Source organism: Natronomonas sp. (assembly GCF_046483325.1).
In the GTDB taxonomy this organism is placed as follows: Archaea; Halobacteriota; Halobacteria; order Halobacteriales; family Haloarculaceae; genus Natronomonas.
In genome coordinates this window covers 1-23,228 of record NZ_JAWODL010000001.1, presented here as the reverse complement: position 1 = coordinate 23,228, position 23,228 = coordinate 1, and the positions used below count along the sequence as shown (strand labels likewise).

General features: G+C 65.1%; 19 protein-coding genes and 2 pseudogenes. 7 read left to right on the top strand and 14 right to left on the bottom strand.

The window, feature by feature from the left end:
• Positions 1-131: 131 nt before the first annotated feature.
• Both R6U53_RS00105 and R6U53_RS00100 read left to right on the top strand, forming a co-directional pair.
• A complete protein-coding gene (locus R6U53_RS00105) occupies positions 132-1,748 on the top strand; it encodes a COG1361 S-layer family protein (RefSeq protein WP_410320344.1) in 1,617 nt (538 codons plus the stop codon).
• A 3-nt stretch (positions 1,749-1,751) separates the two neighbouring features.
• Positions 1,752-4,268 carry an efflux RND transporter permease subunit gene (locus tag R6U53_RS00100; protein ID WP_410320343.1) on the top strand — a complete coding sequence of 839 codons (2,517 nt, stop codon included), beginning with the start codon at positions 1,752-1,754 and terminating at the stop codon, positions 4,266-4,268.
• Positions 4,269-4,279: 11 nt separating this feature from the next.
• Here R6U53_RS00100 and R6U53_RS00095 read toward each other — a convergent pair whose 3' ends face one another.
• The 3 genes from R6U53_RS00095 to R6U53_RS00085 all read right to left on the bottom strand — a co-directional run bounded on the left by R6U53_RS00095 (position 4,280) and on the right by R6U53_RS00085 (position 5,714).
• Positions 4,280-4,681 carry a hypothetical protein gene (locus R6U53_RS00095; protein ID WP_410320342.1) on the bottom strand — a complete coding sequence of 134 codons (402 nt, stop codon included), beginning with the start codon at positions 4,679-4,681 and terminating at the stop codon, positions 4,280-4,282.
• 155 nt (positions 4,682-4,836) lie between these two features.
• Positions 4,837-5,226 carry a hypothetical protein gene (locus R6U53_RS00090; RefSeq protein WP_410320341.1) on the bottom strand — a complete coding sequence of 130 codons (390 nt, stop codon included), beginning with the start codon at positions 5,224-5,226 and terminating at the stop codon, positions 4,837-4,839.
• A gap of 68 nt (positions 5,227-5,294) precedes the next feature.
• Positions 5,295-5,714: an acyl-CoA thioesterase gene (locus tag R6U53_RS00085; RefSeq protein WP_410320340.1), complete on the bottom strand. Its 420-nt coding sequence runs from the start codon at positions 5,712-5,714 to the stop codon at positions 5,295-5,297.
• Between the two features lie 78 nt (positions 5,715-5,792).
• Here R6U53_RS00085 and R6U53_RS00080 point away from each other — a divergent pair, with 78 nt between their 5' ends.
• On the top strand, positions 5,793-6,749 hold the full coding sequence (locus R6U53_RS00080) for an alpha/beta hydrolase (RefSeq protein ID WP_410320339.1): 957 nt from the start codon (positions 5,793-5,795) through the stop codon (positions 6,747-6,749).
• A gap of 80 nt (positions 6,750-6,829) precedes the next feature.
• Here the strand turns inward: R6U53_RS00080 and R6U53_RS00075 are convergent, their stop codons facing one another.
• From R6U53_RS00075 to R6U53_RS00050, 6 genes are all read right to left on the bottom strand, one after another.
• Positions 6,830-7,069, bottom strand: a complete 240-nt coding sequence (locus R6U53_RS00075; RefSeq protein ID WP_410320338.1) for a hypothetical protein — start codon at positions 7,067-7,069, stop codon at positions 6,830-6,832.
• Between the two features lie 118 nt (positions 7,070-7,187).
• Positions 7,188-7,748, bottom strand: coding sequence for a DUF6663 family protein (locus R6U53_RS00070; RefSeq protein ID WP_410320337.1), 561 nt, complete (start codon positions 7,746-7,748; stop codon positions 7,188-7,190).
• A gap of 25 nt (positions 7,749-7,773) precedes the next feature.
• The gene (locus R6U53_RS00065; protein ID WP_410320336.1) at positions 7,774-8,859 is read right to left on the bottom strand and encodes a geranylgeranyl reductase family protein; all 1,086 of its coding nucleotides are present in this window, start codon (positions 8,857-8,859) and stop codon (positions 7,774-7,776) included.
• Positions 8,860-9,076: 217 nt separating this feature from the next.
• Positions 9,077-9,745 carry a phosphate ABC transporter permease gene (locus R6U53_RS00060; protein WP_410320335.1) on the bottom strand — a complete coding sequence of 223 codons (669 nt, stop codon included), beginning with the start codon at positions 9,743-9,745 and terminating at the stop codon, positions 9,077-9,079.
• 81 nt (positions 9,746-9,826) lie between these two features.
• Complete coding sequence (locus R6U53_RS00055; protein ID WP_410320334.1) at positions 9,827-10,363, bottom strand: FxLYD domain-containing protein; 537 nt, start codon at positions 10,361-10,363, stop codon at positions 9,827-9,829.
• Positions 10,364-10,366: 3 nt separating this feature from the next.
• The gene (locus tag R6U53_RS00050) at positions 10,367-10,771 is read right to left on the bottom strand and encodes a zinc ribbon domain-containing protein (RefSeq protein ID WP_410320333.1); all 405 of its coding nucleotides are present in this window, start codon (positions 10,769-10,771) and stop codon (positions 10,367-10,369) included.
• 91 nt (positions 10,772-10,862) lie between these two features.
• Between R6U53_RS00050 and R6U53_RS00045 the strand changes: the two genes are divergently transcribed.
• Entirely contained in the window at positions 10,863-14,000 is a 3,138-nt protein-coding gene (locus R6U53_RS00045; protein ID WP_410320332.1) for a BGTF surface domain-containing protein, read from the top strand.
• 20 nt (positions 14,001-14,020) lie between these two features.
• Here the strand turns inward: R6U53_RS00045 and uvrA are convergent, their stop codons facing one another.
• On the bottom strand, positions 14,021-17,014 hold the full coding sequence (uvrA, locus tag R6U53_RS00040) for an excinuclease ABC subunit UvrA (protein ID WP_410320331.1): 2,994 nt from the start codon (positions 17,012-17,014) through the stop codon (positions 14,021-14,023).
• 239 nt (positions 17,015-17,253) lie between these two features.
• Between uvrA and mdh the strand changes: the two genes are divergently transcribed.
• On the top strand, positions 17,254-18,168 hold the full coding sequence (gene mdh, locus R6U53_RS00035) for a malate dehydrogenase (RefSeq protein ID WP_410320330.1): 915 nt from the start codon (positions 17,254-17,256) through the stop codon (positions 18,166-18,168).
• Between the two features lie 192 nt (positions 18,169-18,360).
• Here the strand turns inward: mdh and R6U53_RS00030 are convergent.
• Positions 18,361-18,585: pseudogene (locus R6U53_RS00030) on the bottom strand (ferredoxin); the annotation flags it as partial.
• Between the two features lie 150 nt (positions 18,586-18,735).
• Positions 18,736-19,796, bottom strand: a pseudogene (locus R6U53_RS00025) (PAS domain-containing protein); the annotation flags it as partial.
• Between the two features lie 135 nt (positions 19,797-19,931).
• Here R6U53_RS00025 and R6U53_RS00020 point away from each other — a divergent pair.
• The gene (locus R6U53_RS00020) at positions 19,932-22,202 is read left to right on the top strand and encodes an ATP-dependent DNA helicase (RefSeq protein WP_410320329.1); all 2,271 of its coding nucleotides are present in this window, start codon (positions 19,932-19,934) and stop codon (positions 22,200-22,202) included.
• 13 nt (positions 22,203-22,215) lie between these two features.
• Entirely contained in the window at positions 22,216-22,722 is a 507-nt protein-coding gene (gene cgi121 / locus R6U53_RS00015) for a KEOPS complex subunit Cgi121 (protein WP_410320370.1), read from the top strand.
• A gap of 4 nt (positions 22,723-22,726) precedes the next feature.
• Here cgi121 and R6U53_RS00010 read toward each other — a convergent pair whose 3' ends face one another.
• Together R6U53_RS00010 and R6U53_RS00005 are read right to left on the bottom strand one after the other, a co-directional pair.
• Positions 22,727-22,855 (bottom strand): hypothetical protein, encoded by a 129-nt coding sequence (locus tag R6U53_RS00010; RefSeq protein WP_410320328.1) that lies wholly within the window; start codon positions 22,853-22,855, stop codon positions 22,727-22,729.
• Between the two features lie 6 nt (positions 22,856-22,861).
• Positions 22,862-23,228: SDR family oxidoreductase (locus tag R6U53_RS00005; protein WP_410320327.1), on the bottom strand; the 367-nt coding region annotated here is incomplete at its 5' end.

The following is a 23,228-nucleotide window of genomic DNA, read 5'->3' as shown; positions in this document are numbered from 1 at the left end:
CCGACCCACGACTCTGTGGACGTGATGGATTGGTCCCTCCTTCCCGCTGACGCGACATCGGATATCCGATTCGAACGGTTCGGTACCTCCCCCCTCGATCTTTCTAACTGCAGCGTTCTCGACGTAGCTCGGTGATTCGCGTGCGATCGCCTCGTACTCAACCGATCGCGCTGGCGGCAGCCGGATTCGTCGTCTGTCTACTCGTCGCCACCACGCTGTTCGCCGGTACGGCCGCCGGACAGACGAGCCAGGGCGAACCGGAACTCGACGCGTACCTCCCCGCGAATGAGGTCGCCCCCGGCACCGAATCGGAGTTCGTCGTGAACGTACAAAACGACGCCTCCGTCCGGACCGGCACCGCGACCGAGGCGGTGACGACGGCGCGCGCCGTCAGCGTCGAGATCACCGACGAGGGGCCATTCGACGTGCGGACGGGCGAGAGCCCGATCGGAACCATTCGGGACGGAGCCGTCTCGAACGCCGAGTTCGGCGTCGTCGTTCCCGAGGACGTCGAGCCCGGCACCTACGAGATAGATGTCCGCGTTCGATACTCCGTGACGAACCGACAAACGGCGAACGACGATCAGCGGCTCCGCCGGAGCGCCGAGGAGACGCTCGAGGTGCGGGTGACCGACGACGCGCTCTTCGCGATCGGCAACGTGAGCACGGACGTCCAGCCAGGCACGACGGGCGAGGCCGAGATCGAACTCGAAAACGTCGGGTCGGAACCGGCCTATGCCACCACGGCGACGATCACGGGCGGCGGTGGCGTGACGATCGACGGCGAGCGCGCCGAGGCGTTCATCGGCGAGTTCGATCCCGGTGACCGCCGAACGGTGGATGTCGACGTTCGAGTCGCCGAGTCAGTGGTGAGCGGCGAGAAGCCGATCGAAGCCGTCTTCGAGTACGAAGACGGGAGCGGGATCGAACAAGAACCCAGAACAGCGACTGGAAGTCTCGTGCCGATCGACGAGCAGTCGATCACGATCGATGAACTCGATGACACCCTCTCTGTCGGCTACGACGGCCGGATCTCCGGTGCGCTTCGAAACGACGGTCCGACGGCGATCACCGACGGAGTGTTGATCGTCGAACCGGCTAGCGACTCGCTCGTCATCGAGGAACGCCGCGTCGCGCTACCGGAACTCGTGGCCGGGGAGACGATCGACTTCGTATACCCGACTGAAGTAAGCGGACAGGCCGACCCCGGCCCCAGACAGGTCCGGTTCACGCTCGAATACGCAAACGGCGGACGCACGACGACGACGGTCGGCCCGGTCTCCGAGCGGGTCGTCGTCGACGACAGCCGAAACGAGTTCACGATCGACGGGAGCGACGCGAGCGTGACGCAGGGGTCAACGACGGAACTCACGCTTTCGATCACCAACGATCGCCCCGAGACCCTCCGGAACATCAACGCGAAGCTCTACACCGATAGCCCGCTGTCGACGTCGAGCGACGAGGCGTTCGTCGACGAGTTGGAACCGGGCGAGACGGACGAGATACGCTTCGATCTCACCGCGGAGGGCGGCGCGATGGCGAAAACGCACCGGGTCGAACTCGACTTCCAGTACGACACCGAGGGCGGTGAGACGGTACTCTCTCGAACCTACCAACATCCCGTCGAGATCGAAGAACGGGTCGACGACGGCGACGACAGACCCTCGACGCTCGTCGTCGCGGTCGGTGTCGTCGCACTGATCGCGCTGCTCGCCGGAGGCGGCCTCTGGTGGCGGCGCAGGGACTGACCGATGGCCGACCGGGACACCGATCCGGCGGAGAGAGCGCGATCGGATCCCCTCACCAGACGCGTCAATCCGCTTATCACCGACCGCCCCAAGACAGTCATCCTCGCGTTTCTCGTCCTCACGGCCATCTTCGCCGGCGGGATCGGTGGCGGCGGCGAACAGCAGGCCGGGACCGACCAGTTCACGGAGAATCTCGAGGAGTCCCAGGCCTTAGAGGACATGCAGGAGAACTTCGACGACGGCGGACGGGCGAGCGGCGGCTCCAGCGCGAACCTCTTTTTAGAGGAGGAAAACGTCCTCTCGAAGCCGAGCCTGCTGCGGATGCTCGAGGCGCAGTACCGGCTCGAGACCCACGACACCCTCCGGGTCAGTTCGACGACGAGCCCGGCGTCGCTCGCCGCCCGACAGCTCGATCCGACGGCCGAGACGGCCGAGGCACAGCGTCGGGTGCTCGAAGGGGCCTCCGAACGGCGAATCCGAGGAGCGCTCGCCGACGCGGACGAGAGTGCAGGGCTCCCAGTCAGCACCGACTACAACCCGGCAGACGGCTCCGCGTCGGTCGCCCAACTCGCGGTCAGCTACGACACGCCGCCGCTGGCCGACACCGACGACCGGGCGAGCCTCCAGTTCCGAACGGTCGACGTCGTCGCCGGGATCGACGGCTACGAGTCCGGCGAGAACGTCGTCGTCTTCGGCGACGCGATCATCGAACAGGAGGTCAATCAGCTGCTCACGGACACCGCGATCCTCGTCTTCCCGGCGGCGTTGCTCCTCATCACCTTCTTCCTCGTCGTCGCCTACCGCGATCCGATCGACTTCGGGTTGGGCGTGATCGCCCTCCTCATGACGCTGGTGTGGACGTTCGGGTTCATGGGCTACGCCGGCATCCCGTTCTCCGATTCGCTCGTCACCGTCTTCCCGCTGCTTTTGGCCGTCGGGATCGACTTCGGGATCCACATCATCAACCGATATCGCGAGGAGCGCACGAAAGGCGGCGAGATCGCCGTCGCGATGAAGATCACGACGAGACAGCTCTCGACGGCGCTTCTCATCGTCACTCTCACCACGGTGATCGGGTTCGCGGCGAATCTCACGAGCACGCTGGGACAGCTCCAAGATTTCGGCATCGTCGCCTCCGCCGGTATCGTCTTCACCTTCCTCATCTTCAGCGTCTTCTTGCCGGCCGGCAAGGTCGCCTCCGACGAACTCCGCGAGGGAACGCGATTTCCGGACTTCGGGAGGAACGCCCTCGGTCGCGAGGGGTCGATCCTCGGGTCGATCCTCCCGATCGGCGTCACGGCGGCACGGGCGATGCCGGCCATCGTCCTCGTGTCGGCGCTCGCGATCGGCGCGGCCGGCGGGGCATACGGTACCGGGGTCGCCACCGAGTTCTCACAGGAGGCGTTCTTCCCCGACGAGGATCGGGTCGAGCGGATGCAGGCACTTCCCGAACCGTTCGCCCCATCGGAGTACACGTTCATGGCCGTCCTCCGATACCTCGAGGAGGACTTCGAGCAGGGGTTCGTCGGCACGGTCACGTTATACGTCGAGGACAGGAACGTGCGATCCGACGCGGCGCTCGAGGACATCGACCGGGCGCTGCAGGACCCGCCGCCGGCGTTCGAAAGCGAGGATCGCCGGGCGGAGGCGACGAGCGTCGTCGGAGTCATGCAATCGCAAGCGGAGTCCGATCCGGAGTTCGAACGAACCGTCGAGCGCTACGATACGACCGGAAACGGCATTCCGGATCGAAACGTCGACGAGGTGTACGGGGAGCTTCTGGCCTCCTCGGCGGGCGACCGGACCCGCAACTCGCTGACCGAGGACCGGAGCGCGACCCGCATCGAGTACCAACTCGACGTCGACGCCGATCAGACCGAGGCGACGCTCGCGGCGAGGCAGGTCGCCGAGGACATGCGACTCGATGCGGTCCCGACGGGCGACCTCGTCGTCAATCAGGTCGTCATCGACCGGATCACCGAGTCGGCGATCAACAGCCTCATCATCGCCTTCCTGCTCACCGCGTCGTTTCTCATGATTTCGTATTGGTGGCTCGAAGGGCGAGCCGTCTACGGCCTCATCAACCTCATCCCGGTGTTGATCACCGTCGGCGTGCTCGCCGGCTCGATGCGGTATTTCGACATTCCACTGACGCCATTTAACGCACCGATCCTCTCGGTGTCGATCGGGCTGGGCGTCGACTACACCGTCCACTTCATGCATCGGTTCGTCGACGAGTTCGAGGCCGGCGAGGAGCTTTACGACGCCTTGCGCGTGACCGCGCAGGGGACGGGCGGGGCGCTCACCGGCAGCATGCTGACGACCGTCTGCGGGCTCGGCGTGCTGTATCTGGCCATCATCCCGCTGATCGCGGACTTCGGTCTACTGCTCGCGCTGGGCGTGTTATATGCGTATCTCGCGTCGATACTCGTCCTGCCCTCGGTGATCGTCGTCTGGCACGCGCTCGAAACGCGATATCTGCCGGCGCTTCGAACACGGACATCGCCGCTGTCGAGGTAACCCGGCCGCGGTTACGGGTCGGCGCGATGCTCGACACTCAACGCCTCGGGCAGCGGCGGTCCGCGGCGGTACGGGTCGATCTCGAAGGCGGCCAGCGTGACGACTATCCGCCCGGTCTCGATCGGCGCACGCAACACGACGCCGCGGCTCGTGATCGCCAGATAGGGAACGTCGGGGACCGGCCGGGCGGCGAGTTCGCCGCCCACAGCTCCGACTGCGTCGGCGAGCGCCGCGACGAGCGGGTTGAGCAGCCCGGCTCGCGAGAGGGTCGCTCGGTAGGGCTCGACGACGGCGGTTCGGTCGGTCGTCGTCTCCTCGTTCCAGCCGGCGGCGACCGCGTCCGCACACGAGAGCGCGTGTTCGAGGACGGGGCGGTGAGCGTCCAACAGCCGGTCGCGGACTGCCTCGCGCATCGATCAGATCCTCCAGAAGGCGGCGATCCCCGGCGTCGTCACGACGGGCAACAGCAGTTGCAGCGGCGGGATCGAGCCACCGGCCTGCAGCGCGACGGAACCGGCCATGTCCGCTGAACCGAGGCACGGGGCGAGCAAAAAGTTGCCGACGCGAGCTACTGGCCCTCGTCGCCGAAGGCCGGGACCGCCGCGGGCGGGTCGTCCGCCGGCTCGCGCGCCGAGAGCACGAGCGTCGAGAAGTCGGTCTCCGAGAGGTTCCCCCGGTCGAGCGCCCGGAGCCAGCCCGCACGGACGACCCACCGGCCGACGAACCCGCCGTCGGTGTCGAAGACCCAAAATCGGCAGTCACGCGGCTCCCAGCCCGCCTCGTGGGCCTCGCGCAGTTCCGAGCAGACGTTTCCGAGATCGCCGGTCGTCAGCCCGGCGGCGGCCGTCTCGTACTCGACGTGGATCGTCCCCGGCTCGCGGGCGTGACGCTCCACGTAGACACCGAGGCTCATCAGGTTCCGTTCGAGCCGTTCGACGATCTCCGGTGCCGACTCCATGCGCGGTCGAACGGTCGCCGGGAAAAAGAACCTGCCGACGGCGGCGTCCGGCCGATTCCAGGATCCAGTCAGGCGAACTCCGGCGGCTCGTCCTGAAACGCGACGATCGCGTCCCGAAGACCGTCCGGAACGCGCGTCGGCGATCCCGACTCGTCGACCACGACGTGGGTCACGGAGCCGTCGACGAGCAGCTCGCCGTCGGCGTCGCGGCACTCGTAGGCGAACTCGATGCTCGAGTTTCCGATTCGACTCACCCGGAGTGAGTTCGTGAGCCGGTCTCGGAACGTCGCCGGCCCGCGATAGCGCAACTCCATGTTGACGACGTGGGCGTCCCACTCGCGGTCGTCCACCGCATCGAACGGGAAGCCGATCGCCTCCATGTACTCGTTGAACGCCTCGTCCTGATAGGTCGCGTAGTTGCCGTAGAAGACGATCCCCTGGGCGTCGGTCTCCTCGAACCGGACGGTGTTTTCGAACACCTCGTGCATGCTCGGAGGGGCGGTTCGGGGCGAAATAAAGCCGCCGGGACCGTGAGACTAACATCCCCCCACTCGTGAGCACGATGTATGCCACCACGAGACGATGGGCTCGATCCGCAGGCCGACGCGCTGCTCGACCAGCTCGACTCCGGGATTTCACCGCCTTCGTCGACGCTGTCGGTCGAGAGCGGCAGAGAACTGCTCGACGAACTGTTCACCGTGGCCGATCCGGAGCCGGTCGAAGAAGTCATCGACATCGCGATACAGGGCCCAAACGGCCCGATCCCGCTTCGGATCTACGCACCCGAAACGGGGGGCGGACCGGATCCGATGCTCGCGTTTATCCACGGCGGCGGCTGGGTCCGCGGTTCACTCGACGCCTACGACGGTCTCTGTCGCCGGCTGGCAAACCGCGCCGAAACGATCGTCGTCTCGATCGATTACCGGCTGGCCCCCGAACACCCGTTCCCGATCGGCTTTGAGGACAGCTACGCGGCGACGAAGTGGGCCGCGACGCACGCGGCCGATCTCGGCGGCGATCCCGAGCGCGTCGCCGTCGGCGGCGACAGCGCCGGCGGGAACCACGCGGCGGCCATCGCGCTCGCGGCACGGGATCGAGACGGCCCCAATCTCGCCCACCAGTTACTCATCTATCCGGCGGTGAACCCTCCGTCACTCCAGTGGTTCGACTCCTACGACGAGAACGGGACCGGCTACTTCCTCGAGATGGACAGCGTCGAGTGGTACTACGACCAGTACCGAAGCCCCGCCGACGTCGGCAACCACTACGCGTTCCCCCTCCGCGCGCGAGACCTCTCGGGGCTCCCGTCGGCGACGGTGATGACTGCCGGATACGACCCTCTGCGAGACGAGGGAGAGGCGTACGCCGAACGGCTCTCCGAGGCTGACGTCGAGACGAACCGCCTCCACTACGAGTCACAGATCCACGCGTTCGTGAGCCTATACGAGCACTTCGACGAGGGCCAGGCGGCGATCGACGACGCGGCCGAAGCGCTCCGCGAGGCGCTCGACGTCGGTGTGTGAGACCGATTTCTCGCCGAGACTATTCAGTATATAAAAATAGATGGAATATTGATAAATATAGTGGTGCGCGGATCGACCTGCTACTCGTCGTCGTTCGATCGAGCGTCTCTGATTCGGTCCAAACCGAGCGTTGCGACGAAGAATCCGATACCGAGATACAGGAGCGACTGGGGGTCCCCGAAGCGGATCACGAGGTTGTTCCCGTATCCGATCATCGTCCCCAGGTAGCCGAGCATGGAGGTGGTCCAGCCGATACCGGTGAACCCGGTGAGTTGGGTAAGCAGATCCTTCTCCGATTCGAATTTCTTTTTTACGGGCATGGGTGTGCGCTCATGGCGTTATGGAGACCATACCGAGGGGTCTGTTATAAAATTATTTTCATGTTTAAGAGAATGTATTATTTCTATGAATTTTCAACCCCGGTCGAGTAATCGGGGCTTACTGGCCGTACGTCTCCGCTACCGTCCGCTCCAGCAGTCCGTCCGGATCGAGGACGATGTACACGACGACGACCGGCTCTCGGGGGTCGATGATCCACACCGAAAACGGCGGGTCGACGCCCTCGGCGGCCCGGGCGACGAGCGGATCGAGCGGTTTGTGCCCGTCGCGGAACGCCGAAAAGAGGTCGGGACCGCCCGGACTGTCGGCGAAGGTGTAGACGACGCCGTTCGGATCCCGATCGGTGCCGTAGGTTACCCGGGAGTTCATCGCCTCGCCCTCGGCGCGTGCGGTCTCGAAACAGCTCCGGGCCGCCTCGAAGATCGGCTCCTCCGTGCGGGAGAATCGAAATCGAGTGGCGGTCTCGACGGTCGCATCGACGAGCGCCGGCTCCTCGCCGTCCCAGACGAGGTCGCCCGCGATTCGGTTGCCGACCGAGACGTCCGGCAGCGACGATCGGGGGAGATACGCGGGATCGGCCGACTGGACGTCGAGCAGGAGCCACTCCTCGCCGGACCGACCCGAGAGCACCCGGAAAGACCCCGTCGTAGAACGCGTCATACCCACCCTCGGGGGGCGACGGGGATCAGTCCCACGACAGCATCGCCCTGAGCTGCGCGCGCGAAAACAGCGATGTCGGCCGATCCATGTGGACGCCGATCTCACCCGAGAACGCCCGCAGTCCCGCGCGCTGGATCGGCCGCGGCAGCGAGTAGCCGGCCCGGATGGCCGCCCCAAGCGTCTGATCGCCGCCCAACTCCGAGCGCCACGCGTGTTCGTAGGCGTGAAGCGTCGCGGGACGCTCGGGATCGATCTCGCGGGCCGCGATGTCGGCCGCACGCATCCCGTAGAGGATACCGCCGCCGGTGAACGGCTTCGTCTGCCCCGCCGCGTCGCCGACCAGAAAACTCCGCCGGCCGACGGTTCGATCGGGCGGCCCGATCGGGATCGCGCCCGAACAGCGGCGCTGTATCTCGACGCCGTAGTCGGAGACGAGCGCCTCGAACCGCCCCGGGGCGTCGTCGCCGGGCGCGACCGCGAGGCCGTACTCGACGCCGGCCTCCTGTCGGGGGATCCGCCACGCGAAAAAGCGCGGAACGGTCAGGTGAACGTCGACGAAGTCGTCGTCGTCGATTTCGTCCGAAAAGCCCAACACGCCGTGCAGCAGTTCTCCGGGTTCCGGCAGTCCGACCGCCGCCCGGACCTTCGATCGCGGGCCGTCGGCACCGCAGACCAGCCGTCCGGTGAACGTCTCGACGCCGTCGGGACCGTTGGCCCGAACCTCGACGCGATCCGAATACTCCTCAATCCCGGTAACGGTGTGGCCCGCGCGAACGTCGGCCCCCGCCTCGCGGGCACAATCGGCCAGCGTCCGGTCGAGTCCGACGCGGTCGATCGCGTTCGAGACGACCTCTTCCTTGTGGAATAGATGGGCCCGGCTGTCGGCCCCCCCGAGGTGAAACCGCGCGCCGTAGATCTCGTTTTGCAGCAGTTTCTCGCGGGCGTCGTCGGGGACGAACTCCCAGACATCGAGGCTGACGTGGCCCGAGCAGGCGAGCGGAAGTCCGATCTCGCCCGATTCGAGGGCGAGCACGTCCCATCCGCGTTCGGCGGCCGAGCGTGCAAAGCGCGACCCGGCCGGCCCCGCCCCCACGACGACGGCATCGTACATGGTCGTAGGAGGGCGTCCAGCGATCAAATATCCACCGCAACGTCTCGTTGAATCCTGCGTAAATTTCTTGAGAGTCCTCAGACGATGACCACGGGAGATCGGATAGTCAGTACGTTTCTCTATCCGGGAATCACCGTCATGTACGTCGACATTGCCTGAACCGCGAGACTATCTTTAATCAGCGAGAGAATCCCGCCGTTTACCGCGGGCGAGGATGTCACGTTCCCTCACCGTCGCCGAGCACCCGGCCGACGCCCGGGAGAACCGTCGCAAAGCGGGCGACCCAGCCGAGTTTGAATAGGCCGATCTGTGAGATGATGCCGAGGACGAACAGCGCGCCGAACAGCGGCACCTCGAAGCCGAAAAGCGGCGTCGTCCCGAGCGGATCGAAGAGGATCGGATCGGGCGAGAAGCTATCGCGGACGGCGGTCAGGTTCGAAAGCGTCACCGCGCTCGAGGCGAAGGCTGCGCCGATAAACGCGGTGATGAACATCAGCGCGAACTTGGTAAGCGTAAAGCCGATCGCCGCCGCGACGAAGCCGGCGACGATCATCACGAGGTACCGAACGAAGCCCCCCTCGGTGAAGATCGGCGTAATGACGTATAGCCCGATGTACGCGCCGACGACGAACGCTGGGATCGCCGTCGCGAACGAGAGCGCGACGTACGCGAGGGCAGCCCCCAACGCCCCACCGACGGCGATCGCGGCCACGAACGCGACCAGTCCGCCGGCACCGAGTGCACCGATGAGTTGCGGTGCGAGAACGTAGCCGCCGCCGGCCCCGATCAGAAAGCCGAGCAGCGCGGTCGCGTACACCGACAGGGTCGCGCCGAAGAACACCAACACCAGTCCCGCGAGCACCAATCCGATATCGACGAGTTCCATACCGGCCTCTCAGACGCCACCGGAATAAGTTTGGAGGCCGTATCGGCGGCGGAGTCGCGGATACGAAGCCGCGATACCGGCTCACTGTTCGCGCACGGACAGTTCGACGTCGACCTCCTCGAACGTCGACAACCGATCGTCCGGCCCGAACCGAACGAAGAACTGTTGGCTCGCGCCCGCACGAACACCTTCGAGTCGAACGTCCTCGGAGTCTAGCGATTCGCCGGCCGCGTCGTACAGCGTTACGCTGATCGTCACGCGCCCGGCCGGGCCGTCGCCGACGTTCGTTGCCGTTCCCGTGACGACGACGGTCGCGTCCCCGGTGTCGCCGTCGTGAAGCGTCGCGTCCCACTCGCCATCGACGCTCGGCGAATCGAAGACGCCGAAGCCGACGAGAAAGCCCCCGATTCCGGCCGAGAGGAGCAATAGGAAACAGAGCCAAACCGCGGGAGCCGGGGCCGGAATCCGTGCTCGAAGCGGCGCGATCGAAAGCGCGAGCAGCCCGCCGACGAGAAGCGCCACGCCGCCCCACGTCGAGTGCGCGAGAACGAACCCCGAGAAGACGACCGCGACGGAACCGAGGGCCATCGCCAACACGTCGAGTCCCGTGATGCGCATGGATTAGACCGCGACGAACGCCGCGGTGCCGACGGCGAAGAGCGCGGCCGTCGCGGCGGCGGTCGGCCGGGGACCGATGGATCGGCCGAGACGCGATTCCAACAGCGCCTGCACCGGCGGGAGGACGAACAGGCCGGCGAGGAGGAAGAACACCCCCGCGCCCGCCAGCAGCGTCGAAAGACCGGCGACAACGCCGAGATATCCGAGGGCGTACTGCGCTCGATGGCGGAGCGCGTCGGCGGCCACTCCATCGTCGCCGGATGCATCGCCACCGACCGACTGCTGTGCCCGCTCGTTTATGAACTGCGAGAGCCGTCGGCTGGCCTCCTCGGTCTGCGGGGTGGCACAGCTCGGGCAGAAGCGAGCGGACTCCGCGAGGTCGGTTCCACAGTTCCGGCACGACGGCATGGGTGATCGACGGAGCATACCGGGGCGCTATACATCAAGGCTCGGTCCGGCTCAGCATCGGAAACTGACCCCCTCCGACGGTTCATAAGTGATGCCGAAGAACGTCGCCGTAGACGAGTGTATGCCGAACGATTCGCACACCCGAGGTTTCGATCTCGGCGTCAGCCATCCACGCCAACGGAGCGTCCGCCTCGTCGCGGCGGTCGTGTTCGTTCTGCTGGGCGTCGCATGTGTGAGCAGTGTCCCGGTAGCCGCCGATGGACCGACGGTAGACGGCGTGACGATCGAGGACAACGAATCGTGGATCGGCATCGAGGACGACCACACGGTCGCCGTCGAGGCGATCGACATCGATACCACCGATGGCCCCGCCACGGTGACCGTGGATCTATCCGGGTGGAGCGCGGCGGCGATCGGGGACGATCCGGACGTCGAGATCCAAACCGACGGCGTGGAGATCGTCGGGGAGGTCGAGACGGAAGGAACGGAGACGACGTTCGAGGTCGACGACGACTCGATGACGGAGATCGACCTCGAAGCCGACATCGAGTTCACGCTCGAGCACCCGACCGAGTCGTCGTTCGATGGGGCGACGTACGCGATCGATGTCGAGGTGACCGATTCGATCGGAACCGCTGAGACCGGGACCGAACTGCCGATTAAACGCCTCTCCTACGACGTGGACGGCGAGGAGCGATTCCCGCCGTCGACGGAGTTCGTCTTTCGAAATCAGACGGCGACGGTGACGAATCTCGATCCCGACACGGCGTACACGCTCTACGAGTTCGATCCCGACGACGGCTCGCTGGGAGAGCCCATCGAGGCGGTCGGTTCGACCGAAGGCTCCGGGACGATCGATACGGGAGCCGAACCGCTCGACGCCGGCTGGTACATCGTCTACGGGGACGATATCGCCACCGTCGAAGCGAACGCGTTTCGCGTACAGCCGCACCGGTTGGAGGCGACGCCGGCCGACGGCGAGGTAGATGCGGTCGGCGGCGGAGCCGAAACGAACGTGACGCTCGAGTCCCCGCTTCGGACGACGGCCTTCGACGTGAACGTCACGTCGACCGAACTCGACGCTGAGGAGCTGTTCGAGGTCTTCGACGGTGCGGCGAATCCGGCCGTCGAGCGGATCGACGGCTCGGAGACGACGATCCGCATCACAGGCGTCGAGTCGGGCGGTTCGATCCCAGTGACGTTCGATTCGGTTTCGGCTGCCACCTACGAGTTCGAGTTCGAGGCGACCGACACGAACGGGCGCGATAGCTCCTCGATCGCGGTCAAGGAACGCGACGTCGGGGCCGAGTTCGGCAGCGACGTGTTCGAAGCTGAAGCCGGTGCGATCGTCGAGGCCGACATCAGCCTCGAGGATACCGAGGAGGCGTACGTCATGATCGGCGGCGACAGGGAAAGCGACGATACCGTTCTGGAGAACTACTTCGATATCCTCCACGTCGAGGGAGATACGACGGTGCGTATCAACACGCGACTGCTCGGGACGAACGTCCCGAGCGAGGAGGTCTACGCCGCCGAAGGGGGATCGGTGACGAGCTATGTACACGCCCCCGATGCCGAGGCCTTCGACGACGTGACGTTCGAAGGCGACGCCGACGACATCGGCGAGTTCAGATCGGATGTCGGGGTCGGAGACCTCCCTCGACCGCTACAACCGGGGCGATACCGGCTCGTCGCGGGCATCGGCGGATCGGTCGTCGTCCGCGACGACGGCGTGCCGGAGTTCGAACGGCCGGTGGCCCGATCGAATCTGCTCATCACCGATACGGACGGCTTCGGGAGCGTCACGACGTACGTCGCACCCGAGGGAAGCGCGAACGACGTCGACGACCTCCGAGCGACCGACAAGGGGCTGACGACCGAACTGACCGAGCGCAGCGCCGTTGCAAAGGGCGATCGGCTCGTCTTCGAAATCGAGGCCGAGGGGATGACTGGCGTCGTCTCGTGGCTGGACGATCGGCTCGGATCGGACGGTCCCGGTATCGACCCACCGATGCTTTCGAAACTGCTCGAATTTCCCGACGGCTTCCGAATCGACGGCGAACAGACGAATCCGGGGCAAAACGAAGCGGCCGCCGTGCTGGACATCGGTGGATCGACCGACGGCGAACTGTATCTCGTCCCTGCGCCGACGAACGGAACCCACGGGAGTCAGTCGTTCGATCGCTACTATCTCGTGTTGGATACCCGCGGAACAGGACCGTTCGATCGCGAGCCGGTGCCGGGCGACGAGTACCGGTTCCGATTCGGCTACAACTCGACCGGAAAGGCGGATTGGTTCGGGACGGTCGATCACGACGCGGTCGATCCGAGCGGCGCAGCGCCGCATTTCCCGTACGTTGACGCCGACGCAGGCAACGACACGGAAACGCGGTTCGTCACGATCGAGGAACCGACGGCCGAATACGATCGCGTGGACGATCGCCAACGACCGATCGTCCGGAGTTCAGAAAACGGGACGATCACGGGCCGAACGAACCTCGCACCCGGTACTGACGTGGCGATCCAGCTCGTCGCCGAGACCCGGACGCAATCGGCACGGGCCACCATAGAAGACGTGGAGATCGGCACCGATGGCGCGTTCAACGTGACGCACGATCTGTCGGTGCTCGAATCGGGAGCGACGGTCGAGACCGAATTCTACGCGGACCAACGGCTCGTGGATAAGCGGGCCGCGGTCGTCATCGGCGAGGACGAACCGCTGGTGAACTACGAGATTTCGGAGTACAACGAAACCGTCGCTATCACAGCCGGAAGCGGGCTCGAAAACCTCTCCGTTGCGGTCGAAAACCGTGGGTACGTGGCCGATGAACAGTCCGTCGAACTCTCGATCGACGGTGAATCGTTCGGCGATCGGACTGTCGGACTCGACGGGAACGCGAGCACGACGTTCGACTTTGGCGACAGCACGGCAGCTCTGGCCCCCGGCGAGTACCCGTACACGGTCTCGACGGACGACGACGAAGTCTCGGGACGGTTACTCGTCGACGGCGACCGAGACGGGGAGGGAGACGAGGAAAACGACACTGACGAAGTCGAAGGGGAGCCGTCGACGGAGCCGACCGAGACGCCAGCTGACCCCACCGAAGACGAATCGGATGAGCCATCCGGGCCGCTCGGAATGATCCCCGCACCGCCCGTGGGGGCGAGAAGCGCCATCGGCGGCGCGGCGATCGTCGGTGCGGTACACGTCCTCGGCCACTGGACCTGATCGAAAAGTTGAGCCGGCGATCAGTCGTCACCCGCGGCGCGCCGACTGCCGGCGCGCGGCCCCTCGATCTCGATCGCCGGCAGGTGATCTCTGAGATACCGCCCGGTGTGGGAGTCGTCGAGACGCGCGACCGCCTCGGGCGTCCCTTCGGCGACGATCTCGCCGCCGCCCTCACCGCCTTCGGGACCGAGATCGACGATGTGGTCGGCGTTCTTCACGAGATCGAGTTCGTGTTCGACCACGACGATCGTGTTGCCGTCGTCGGTGAGTCGGTGCAACACGTCGATCAGTTTCCGCTCGTCCTCGCTGTGAAGCCCGGTCGTCGGTTCGTCGAGGAGGTACAGCGTCTCACCGGTGTCGCGCTTGCCGAGCTCCTCGGCGAGTTTGATCCGTTGGGCCTCTCCACCCGAGAGCGTCGTCGACGGCTGACCGAGCCGCATGTAGCCCAGGCCGACGTCCTGAAGCAGTTCGAGTCGGCGACGAATGCCGCTGTGGCCCTCGAAAAAGTCGTAGGCCTCGTCGACCTCCATATCGAGCACGTCGGAGATGGTCGCGCCCTTGTAGGTGACTTCGAGCGTCTCGTCGTTGTAACGCGCCCCGTCGCACTCCTCGCAGGGGACGTACACGTCCGAAAGGAAGTTCATGTCGATCTTGACAGTTCCCTGACCGCCACAGGACTCACACCGACCGCCCTTGACGTTGAACGAGAATCGCCCCTTCTCGTAGCCGCGCTGTTTCGAGAGCTTCGTCTCGGCGAACAGTTCGCGAATGTGGTCGAAGACGTTGGTGTAGGTCGCGGGGTTCGATCGGGGCGTCCGCCCGATCGGGGACTGATCGATGAGTCGGACCGTTTCGACGTGTTCGATGCCCCCGATATCGTCGTGATCGCCGGGGAACACGTCGGTGTCGTTCATTCGGCGGACGAGCCCCTTGTACAGGATTTCGTGCAGTAGAGTCGATTTCCCGGAGCCGGAGACACCGGTTATCGCGGTGAAACAGCCCAACGGGAAGGACACGTCGAGGTCGTCGAGATTGTGCTGTCTGGCCCCACGAACCGTGAGGTAGCCGTCCGGGTCGCGGCGCGTCTCGGGGACCGGGATCGAACGTCTGCCAGCGAGATAGTCGCCGGTAATGGAGCCCTCGGCGTCGATGAGCTCGTCGACGCCCCCGTTCGCGACGACCTCGCCGCCGCGCTTGCCGGGACCGGGGCCCATGTCGATGACTGTGTCCGCGCGCCACATCGTCTCCTCGTCGTGTTCGACGACGATGAGCGTGTTTCCGAGATCCCGAAGCCCCTCGAGGGTGTCCAGCAGTTTGTCGTTGTCGCGCTGGTGGAGGCCGATTGACGGCTCGTCGAGAACGTAGAGGACGCCGACGAGACCGGAGCCGACCTGCGTCGCGAGTCTGATCCGTTGGCTCTCGCCACCGGAGAGCGTCGACGCTTCCCGATCGAGCGTGAGATATTCGAGGCCGACCTCCTCCATGAAGCCGAGGCGTGCGCGGATTTCCTTGACGATCTCCTCGGCGATAGTCCGCTCGCGCTCGTCGAGATCCGCGTTCAGGTCCTCGAAGTGATCCAAAGCGTCCCCGATCGACAGCCGATTGACGTCGGTGATCGACGTGCCGGCGACGAGCACGGCCCGCGATTCGGGTTTCAGGCGCGTCCCTCCACACGAGGGACACGTCGTGGTCGCCATGTACTCGGCGATGTGTTCGCGCGTGCTCTCGGAGTCGGTTTCGAGGTACCGACGGTCGAGGTTCGGAATGACGCCCTCGAATCGCTTTTGCTTCCGCCGGGTGCCGTTTTTCGTCCGTCGCTCGAAGACCACCTCCCGATCGGTGCCGTAGAGGAACTGCCGCTGTACGTCAGTCGGGAGCTCAGAGAACGGCGTCTCGACGCTCACATCGAAGTGCGCCGCCACGCTGTCGAGGCGAGTCCGGTAGTACGAACGATTGTAACTCCACGGCTCGAAAACGTCTCTGATGGGCTTGTCGGGGTCCCGGATCACGAGGTCCTCGTCGACCTCCTTCGTCTCGCCGATCCCCTCACAGTCTGGGCAGGCCCCGTGCGGGGAATTGAACGAGAACGACCGGGTCTCGATCTCGGGGAGGTCGATCCCGCAGTGCGTACAGGCGAGTTCCTCGGAGAACTCGACGACGAGTCGGTCGTCCGCTCGCGGGTCACTCCGCTCTCCGCTCGCTTCCTTCGCGGCGCCATGGACCCCGCGGCTCTCACCGGCGAGATCGCCCGTGCGTCGGGTCTTGGAGCCGCCGATGCCGGCGTCTTCTGGCGGATCGGGAAAGATGACTTTCAGAACGCCGTCGGCCTCCTCGAGGGCAGTCTCGACGGAATCCGTGATCCGCGAGCGGGCGTCGTCGGTCAGTTTCACGCGGTCGACGACGATGTCGACGGTGTGATCGTAGTTCTCGTCGAGGTCGGGGCGGTCGAGCGAGAGATCGACCTCCTCGCCGTCGACCTCGACTCGGGTGTACCCTTCGCTGACGAACTCGTCGAAGCGATCCTCGAATGCGCCCTTCTGGTCGCGGATGACCGGCGCACAGAGCTTCGCGCGGGTTCCCTCGGGGAGGTCGAGTAGACGACGAACCATCTGTTGAGCGCTCTGTTCGCCGACTTCGCGCCCACACTCCGGACAGTGCGGTGTGCCGACGCGGGCGTACAGCAATCGGAGGTAGTCGTGGAGTTCGGTAACGGTCCCGACCGTCGAGCGGGGATTGTTGGCGGCGTTCTTCTGGTCGATGGAGATGGCCGGCGAGAGTCCCTCGACGGTTTCGACCTGCGGTTTGTCCATCTGCCCGAGGAAGTTCCGGGCGTAGGCGCTGAGCGATTCGATGTACCGCCGCTGGCCCTCGGCGTAGATCGTTTCGAACGCGAGCGATGATTTACCCGAGCCGGAGAGGCCGGTGACGACGGTGAACTCCTCGCGGGGGATGGACACGTCGATGTCCTTCAGGTTGTGCTCGGAGGCACCTCGGACGACGATGTCGTCGGTCATTATCGGTCGAAGACGGCGCGAGCGTGAAACGCTGTCGGTTGCGGCGCTCGTCGGGACGATTCACCGTGGACGGGAGGTCGCAGTAACGACGCCGTTCTGGCGTACGCCGGTTGACGTGAGGCAGTTCGACGGAAGGCGAAAACAGCCCGTATCGGACTGCTACCGCAGGGTTAGGACGAACGTACGTTCAACAAAAAAGACAAGAGTTAATCGGCTTCCACACCCGCTTTCGAACAGTTATGCCGAAGGTTAGCATCATTGGAGCCGCGGGGACTGTCGGGGCCGCTGCCGGCTACAATATCGCGTTGCGTGATATCGCCGACGAGTTGGTGTTCGTCGACATCCCGGACCAACGGGAGACGACAATCGGACAGGCTGCCGACACGAACCATGGCGTCGCCTACGACTCCAACACGACGATTCGACAGGGTGAGTACGAGGACACCGCCGGCTCCGACGTCGTCGTCATCACCGCCGGAATTCCCCGCCAGCCGGGACAGACCCGGATCGACCTCGCGGGCGACAACGCTCCGATCATGGAGGACATCGGCTCGTCGCTCGACGAGTACAACGACGACTACGTGTCGATCACCACCTCCAACCCGGTCGACCTGCTGAACCGGCACCTCTACGAGTCGGGCGACCGCGACCGACACTCGGTCATCGGCTTCGGCGGTCGGCTCGACTCCGCGCGGTTCCGGTACGTTCTCTCGGAGCGATTCGATGTCCCCGTAAAAAACGTCGACGCGACCATTCTCGGCGAACACGGCGACGCACAGGTGCCGGTCTTCTCGAAGGTCCGCGTCGACGGGTCCGACCCCGAGTTCGCGGCCGACGAGCGCGAGGAGATCCTCGGCGACCTACAGGAGTCCGCGATGGACGTCATCGAACGGAAGGGTGCGACTCAGTGGGGCCCGGCGACGGGCGTCGCCCACATGGTCGAAGCGGTGCTCCGCGATACGGGCGAAGTGCTCCCCGGATCGCTCGTCCTCGACGGCGAGTTCGGCTACGGAGAGACCGCCTTCGGCGTTCCGGTCAAGCTCGGTTCGAACGGCGTCGAGGAAGTCGTCGAATGGGAACTCGACGAGTACGAGGCGGGACTCATGGACGACGCGGCCGACAAGCTCGCCGAACAGTACGAGAAGATCAGCTGATCTCGGGGGTTACTCGCCGTCGAGTTCGGGATGAGCGCCGTATCTCTCGGGGAGTCGATCGCCGGTCAGCGATGCCCATTCACGGAGTCGCCGAGCGTCGAGACTATCGTTATCGGACATCATGATACACCTTCGCGTAGAGAACACAGTATCGACACATATAATGGTTTCGTCTAGAGGGGTTCGGATCGCCTACACGATCTGCTCGCCGTCGTCGTCGTAGATCTCGATCGCATCGACCGGACACACTCTCGCGGCGAACTTCGCGTCGAGTTCCGCACCGTCGGGAACCGCTCGCTCGAACACGTTCGGGTCGACTTCCTCCGAATCGGCCAGATCGGCCTTCCCCTCGTCTTTGTTCTCCTCGAAGGCGTCCCACTCGGCGACGCACTGAAACATCCCGATACACGTGTCGCGGTCGAAGCGCACTTTCATACCCTGGGTTCGAGCGAGGGGGCTAAAGGAGTGACGGCATTCGATCAGACCGTCACGACGCCACGGATTTCGAAGCGCGCGCCGCCGGACTCGGATTCGTCGACTGAGACGGTCCAGCCGTGGGCTCCGGCGATCTCCTTGACGAGCCAGCGTGAGGGTATCGTCTACGATCGTCGACAGCCGATCGAGCGCGTCGAGGGCGGCGTCGAGGTTCGTCGACTCGCCGTCGACTTCGGCCTCGTCCTTCGCCAACTCGATCCGACCGGCGGCGACGCTTATCCGTGATCTGAGGTCGTGGGAGACGATGCCCGCAAAGCGTTCGAGGCGATCGTTCTGTCGCTCGAGTTCCCGTTCGCGTCGTTTGTACGCCGTGATATCCCGTTGGAAACCCACCCAGTAGTCGAGTTCCCCGTCGTCGGACGACAGGGGACTGACGCTGATGCGGTTCCAGAACGGGTCGCCGTCCTTGCGATAGTTTTTGATCTCGACGGTCGTCGGCTCCCCGGCTTCGATCGCGCGCCGGAGCTTCATCACCGGTCGTTCGTCCGTTTCGGGGCCCTGCAGGAATCGACAGTTCTCGCCGATCGATTCCGAGCGTTGGTAGCCGGTCATCTCGACGAATCGATCGTTGACGTAGATCAGCGGGTTGTCCTCGCGACTCGGATCGGAGACCGTGATCCCGATCGGTGCCTCGTCACTCGTTCGCGTTTTTCGCTCGAGTTCGGTTTCGCGGCGTTCGAGCGTCTCCTCGCGTCGAACCTCCTCACGGATGTTTCGCAGGATGCCGACGCTACCGCGGAACTCCTCGGCCTCGTACGGCAACACACCCATGTGGTCCCGACACGGGATCGGTTCGCAAGGCGGCGCTGTTGGTCGGGTCCGCCCTTCTGGAAGTAGCCGGTGACGCCGGCGTTGACCGCCTTACTCGCGATCTCTTCTGATCCCTTGCCGGTGTAGAGGACGAACGGAAGCAGCGGATACTCCTCGCGGATCACCTCGAAGAGTTCCAGCCCGTTCTGTCTGGGCATGTCGTAATCGCTTATTACGCAGTCGAACGGTTCCGCTTCGAGTCGCGCCATGGCGTTGTCTGGCGTCGTCTCGGTGGCGACAGAGACGTTCCGCAACTCCCTATCGAGAAAGGCCGAAGTGAGATCGAGAACCGACCGATCGTCTTCGACGTGGAGAACACGAATTACCTGTCGACCGGCGTGTGTTTCACGCGGAGAGGGGGCATTACCCGACAGTTTTCGCGCGGAGCTAAAAACGATGCTGGAGATTCGGATGGCCGATACGATCATTTACATTCGGTGACGCACAACCGAGGATCAATGGACGTTGCCGAGGTCTCCGGGGTACCACCGTGGGTTGCGGATCACCTCCGAGAGGAGGGTATCGAGTCGCTGTATCCGCCGCAAGCCGAGGCCGTCGAGGCGGGCGTCACCGACGGCGACAGTCTGGTCGCGTCGATACCCACCGCGAGCGGGAAGACGCTCATCGCCCAGCTCGCGATGTTGTCGGCGGTCGAGCGCGGCGGGAAGGCGCTGTACATCGTGCCGCTGCGGGCGCTCGCCAGCGAGAAGCGCGAGGAGTTCTCCGCCTTCGAGGCACACGGCGTCTCGATCGGGGTTTCGACCGGCAACTACGAGGACAGTGGCGAGTGGCTCTCCGAGAAGGACATCATCGTCGCCACGAGCGAGAAGGTCGACTCGCTCGTCAGAAACGGCGCGCCGTGGGTACGGGATCTCGACTGCGTCGTGAGCGACGAGGTCCACCTCGTGAACGATCCGAACCGGGGACCGACGCTCGAAGTGACGCTCGCAAAGCTGCGCCGAATCAACCCGAATCTGCAGGTCGTCGCGCTCTCGGCGACCGTCGGCAACGCCGAAACGATGGCCGAGTGGCTCGACGCCGAGTTGATCGATTCGACGTGGCGACCGATCGAGCTCAAGACGGGCGTCCAGTACGGACAGGCACTGCACTTCGGCGACGGCAGCCAGCGCGAGTTGCGCGTCGAATCGAACGAGAAGCCCACCGAAGCGATCGTCCGGGACACGCTCGCGGAGGAGGGTTCGACGCTCGTGTTCGTCAATTCGCGGCGAAATGCCGAAGGTGCCGCAAGGCGGCTGGCGAACACGAGCCGTAAGGGCCTTGACGCCGACGAACGCGAGCGGCTGACGGAGTTGGCCGAGGAGATCCGGGGCGTCTCGGACACGGAAACGAGCGACGACCTCGCCGACTGCGTCGAGAAGGGCGCGGCGTTTCACCACGCCGGCTGTTCGAGCCAACACCGATCGATCGTCGAGGACGCCTTCCGCGCTCGGCTGATCAAGGTCGTCTGTGCGACGCCGACGCTCGCAGCGGGCGTCAACACTCCCTCTCGGCGGGTCGTCGTCCGCGATTGGCGGCGGTATTCGGGGGAGGCGGGCGGGATGCAGCCGCTCTCCGTGCTCGAAGTCCACCAGATGATGGGCCGGGCCGGTCGACCGGGGCGCGATCCCTACGGTGAAGCCTTGTTGCTCGCGAACAGTCACGACGAACTCGAAGAGTTGCTCGACCGCTACGTCTGGGCCGAACCGGAACCGGTCGAATCGAAACTCGCGCGCGAACCCTCGATGCGGACCCACCTGCTCGCGACGATCGCTTCGGGCTTTGCGGATTCGCGCGGGGCGCTGTTGGAGTTCCTCGATCAAACCCTCTATGCGACGCAGTATCGACGCGGCCCGGAGGGAAGCGACAATCTCGAACGGATCGTCGATTCGACGCTCGAGTATCTGGAACGGAACGGGTTCGTCGATCGGGACGGGACGATCGAGGCGACGAATCTCGGCCACACCGTCTCGCGGCTGTATCTCGATCCGATGAGCGCCGCCGAGATCATCGACGGCCTCGAAGCGGCGGGGGCGCAGTCGCCGACCTCGATGGGGCTGTACCACCTCGTCTCGCGAACCCCGGACATGTACGAACTCTACCTCCGCTCGGGCGACCGCGAGAAGTACACGATGTTGGCCTACGAGCGCGAATCGGAGTTCCTCGGCGACATGCCGAGCGAGTTCGAGGAGGGGCGCTTCGAGGACTGGTTGTCGGCGCTGAAGACCGCCCGGATGCTCGAAGACTGGGCGAGCGAGGTCGACGAGGGGGAGATCGCGGAGCGCTACGGCGTCGGTCCCGGCGACATCCGCGGGAAGGTCGACACGGCAGAGTGGCTCCTCGGGGCCGCCGAGTCGCTGGCGGGCGAACTCGGCCTCGACAGCGTTCGGGCAGTCGCCGAGGCCAGAAAGCGCGTCCAACACGGCGTCGGCGAGGAGCTTATCGATCTGGCGGGGGTCCGCGGCGTCGGCCGAAAACGGGCCCGCCGGCTCCACGACGCGGGCATCGAGACGCGGTCCGAGCTCCGGGAAGCGGACAAGGCGGTCGTTCTGGCCGCTCTCCGCGGGCGAGAAAAAACCGCCGAGAACGTGCTCGAAGCTGCTGGCCACCGCGATCCGGATATGGACGGGATCGAACCCGATCCGACGGCGATATCGGAACCCGACGACGAGCGCGAGGAAGTGACCGCCGAGTCGGCGAGGCCGGACCAATCGAATCTCGGTGATTTCTGATGGCGGTGAGGCGGTGCGTCTGATCGAGGGGATCGCGACGGTTGGGGGCGAACGGTTCGCCGACGTCGGCGCGTTCGTCGCGGCGCTGGGACGGATCGGAGACGAACACAACGTGACGGTGCAGGCGTTCGACGCCCGATGTGTCGTCTCGAGGCGGCATCTCGACCGCGCCGTCGAGATCGCGGACAGAGAGCGCGATCGCGGCGACGGGATCGCGCGCGACCGCGCCGTCGAGATCGCCCTCTACGCCGCGGGACGGAGACAGATCGACCGAGCCCTCGAGATGGGGGTTTCGACCGGCGAGACGCCGGTCGTCGTGCTGGTCGACGGTCCCGGAGACGAAAGGAGCGCCGGGGAAGCGGTTCGCGAACTGCTCGCTCCGGCGACGACACTCGGGGAGTACGACGAACGTCGGGTCAGGGAGTTCTACGATATCGGGGGCGTCGAACTGGACGCGACCGACGCGGATCTGGAAGCGCTCGTGTTGGAGCGGGTCGTGTTGCTCGTCATCGACCGCTAATAAATTACAGCAAGAAGACGTCGGCTGGGTCGAACTCCCGCGAGCAGTTGCGACACCGATAGATCATGCCGCCGTCTTCGGGGACCAGTTGACCGCCACACTCCGGACAGTCCGAGCCGGCGCGTCCCGACATCGACGCTCACCACTCCATACCGCCGTTGACCCCGAGGACCTGGCCGGTCATGTAGCTCGAATCGTGGCTGGCGAGAAACCGAACGATGCCGGTGATGTCCTCGACCTGTGCGAACCGATCCAGGGGGATTCGCTTGAGAATGTGCTCTCGGACCCGTTCGGGGACGTCCGCGAGCATGTCCGTCTCGACGAAGCCGGGGGCGACGCAGTTAGCGGTGGAGCCCTCGGAGGCGAGTTCGAGCGCGAGGGTCCGGGTGAAGCCGAACAGACCGGATTTGGTGGTCGCGTAGTTCGCCTGGCCGTAGTTGCCCTGCTGGCCCACTACGCTCGAAATATTGATCAACCGACCCTCCTCCGCCGACCGAACGTCCTCG

What these genes read in the sequence shown, in the direction of transcription:
- R6U53_RS00100 (WP_410320343.1), top strand. Translation starts at nt 1,752, where the DNA reads ATGGCCGACCGGGACACCGATCCGGCGGAGAGAGCGCGATCGGATCCC.
- R6U53_RS00095 (WP_410320342.1), bottom strand. Translation starts at nt 4,681, where the DNA reads ATGCGCGAGGCAGTCCGCGACCGGCTGTTGGACGCTCACCGCCCCGTC.
- R6U53_RS00090 (WP_410320341.1), bottom strand. Translation starts at nt 5,226, where the DNA reads ATGGAGTCGGCACCGGAGATCGTCGAACGGCTCGAACGGAACCTGATG.
- R6U53_RS00085 (WP_410320340.1), bottom strand. Translation starts at nt 5,714, where the DNA reads ATGCACGAGGTGTTCGAAAACACCGTCCGGTTCGAGGAGACCGACGCC.
- R6U53_RS00080 (WP_410320339.1), top strand. Translation starts at nt 5,793, where the DNA reads ATGCCACCACGAGACGATGGGCTCGATCCGCAGGCCGACGCGCTGCTC.
- R6U53_RS00075 (WP_410320338.1), bottom strand. Translation starts at nt 7,069, where the DNA reads ATGCCCGTAAAAAAGAAATTCGAATCGGAGAAGGATCTGCTTACCCAA.
- R6U53_RS00070 (WP_410320337.1), bottom strand. Translation starts at nt 7,748, where the DNA reads ATGACGCGTTCTACGACGGGGTCTTTCCGGGTGCTCTCGGGTCGGTCC.
- R6U53_RS00065 (WP_410320336.1), bottom strand. Translation starts at nt 8,859, where the DNA reads ATGTACGATGCCGTCGTCGTGGGGGCGGGGCCGGCCGGGTCGCGCTTT.
- R6U53_RS00060 (WP_410320335.1), bottom strand. Translation starts at nt 9,745, where the DNA reads ATGGAACTCGTCGATATCGGATTGGTGCTCGCGGGACTGGTGTTGGTG.
- R6U53_RS00055 (WP_410320334.1), bottom strand. Translation starts at nt 10,363, where the DNA reads ATGCGCATCACGGGACTCGACGTGTTGGCGATGGCCCTCGGTTCCGTC.
- R6U53_RS00050 (WP_410320333.1), bottom strand. Translation starts at nt 10,771, where the DNA reads ATGCCGTCGTGCCGGAACTGTGGAACCGACCTCGCGGAGTCCGCTCGC.
- R6U53_RS00045 (WP_410320332.1), top strand. Translation starts at nt 10,863, where the DNA reads ATGCCGAAGAACGTCGCCGTAGACGAGTGTATGCCGAACGATTCGCAC.
- uvrA (WP_410320331.1), bottom strand. Translation starts at nt 17,014, where the DNA reads ATGACCGACGACATCGTCGTCCGAGGTGCCTCCGAGCACAACCTGAAG.
- mdh (WP_410320330.1), top strand. Translation starts at nt 17,254, where the DNA reads ATGCCGAAGGTTAGCATCATTGGAGCCGCGGGGACTGTCGGGGCCGCT.
- R6U53_RS00020 (WP_410320329.1), top strand. Translation starts at nt 19,932, where the DNA reads ATGGACGTTGCCGAGGTCTCCGGGGTACCACCGTGGGTTGCGGATCAC.
- R6U53_RS00010 (WP_410320328.1), bottom strand. Translation starts at nt 22,855, where the DNA reads ATGTCGGGACGCGCCGGCTCGGACTGTCCGGAGTGTGGCGGTCAACTG.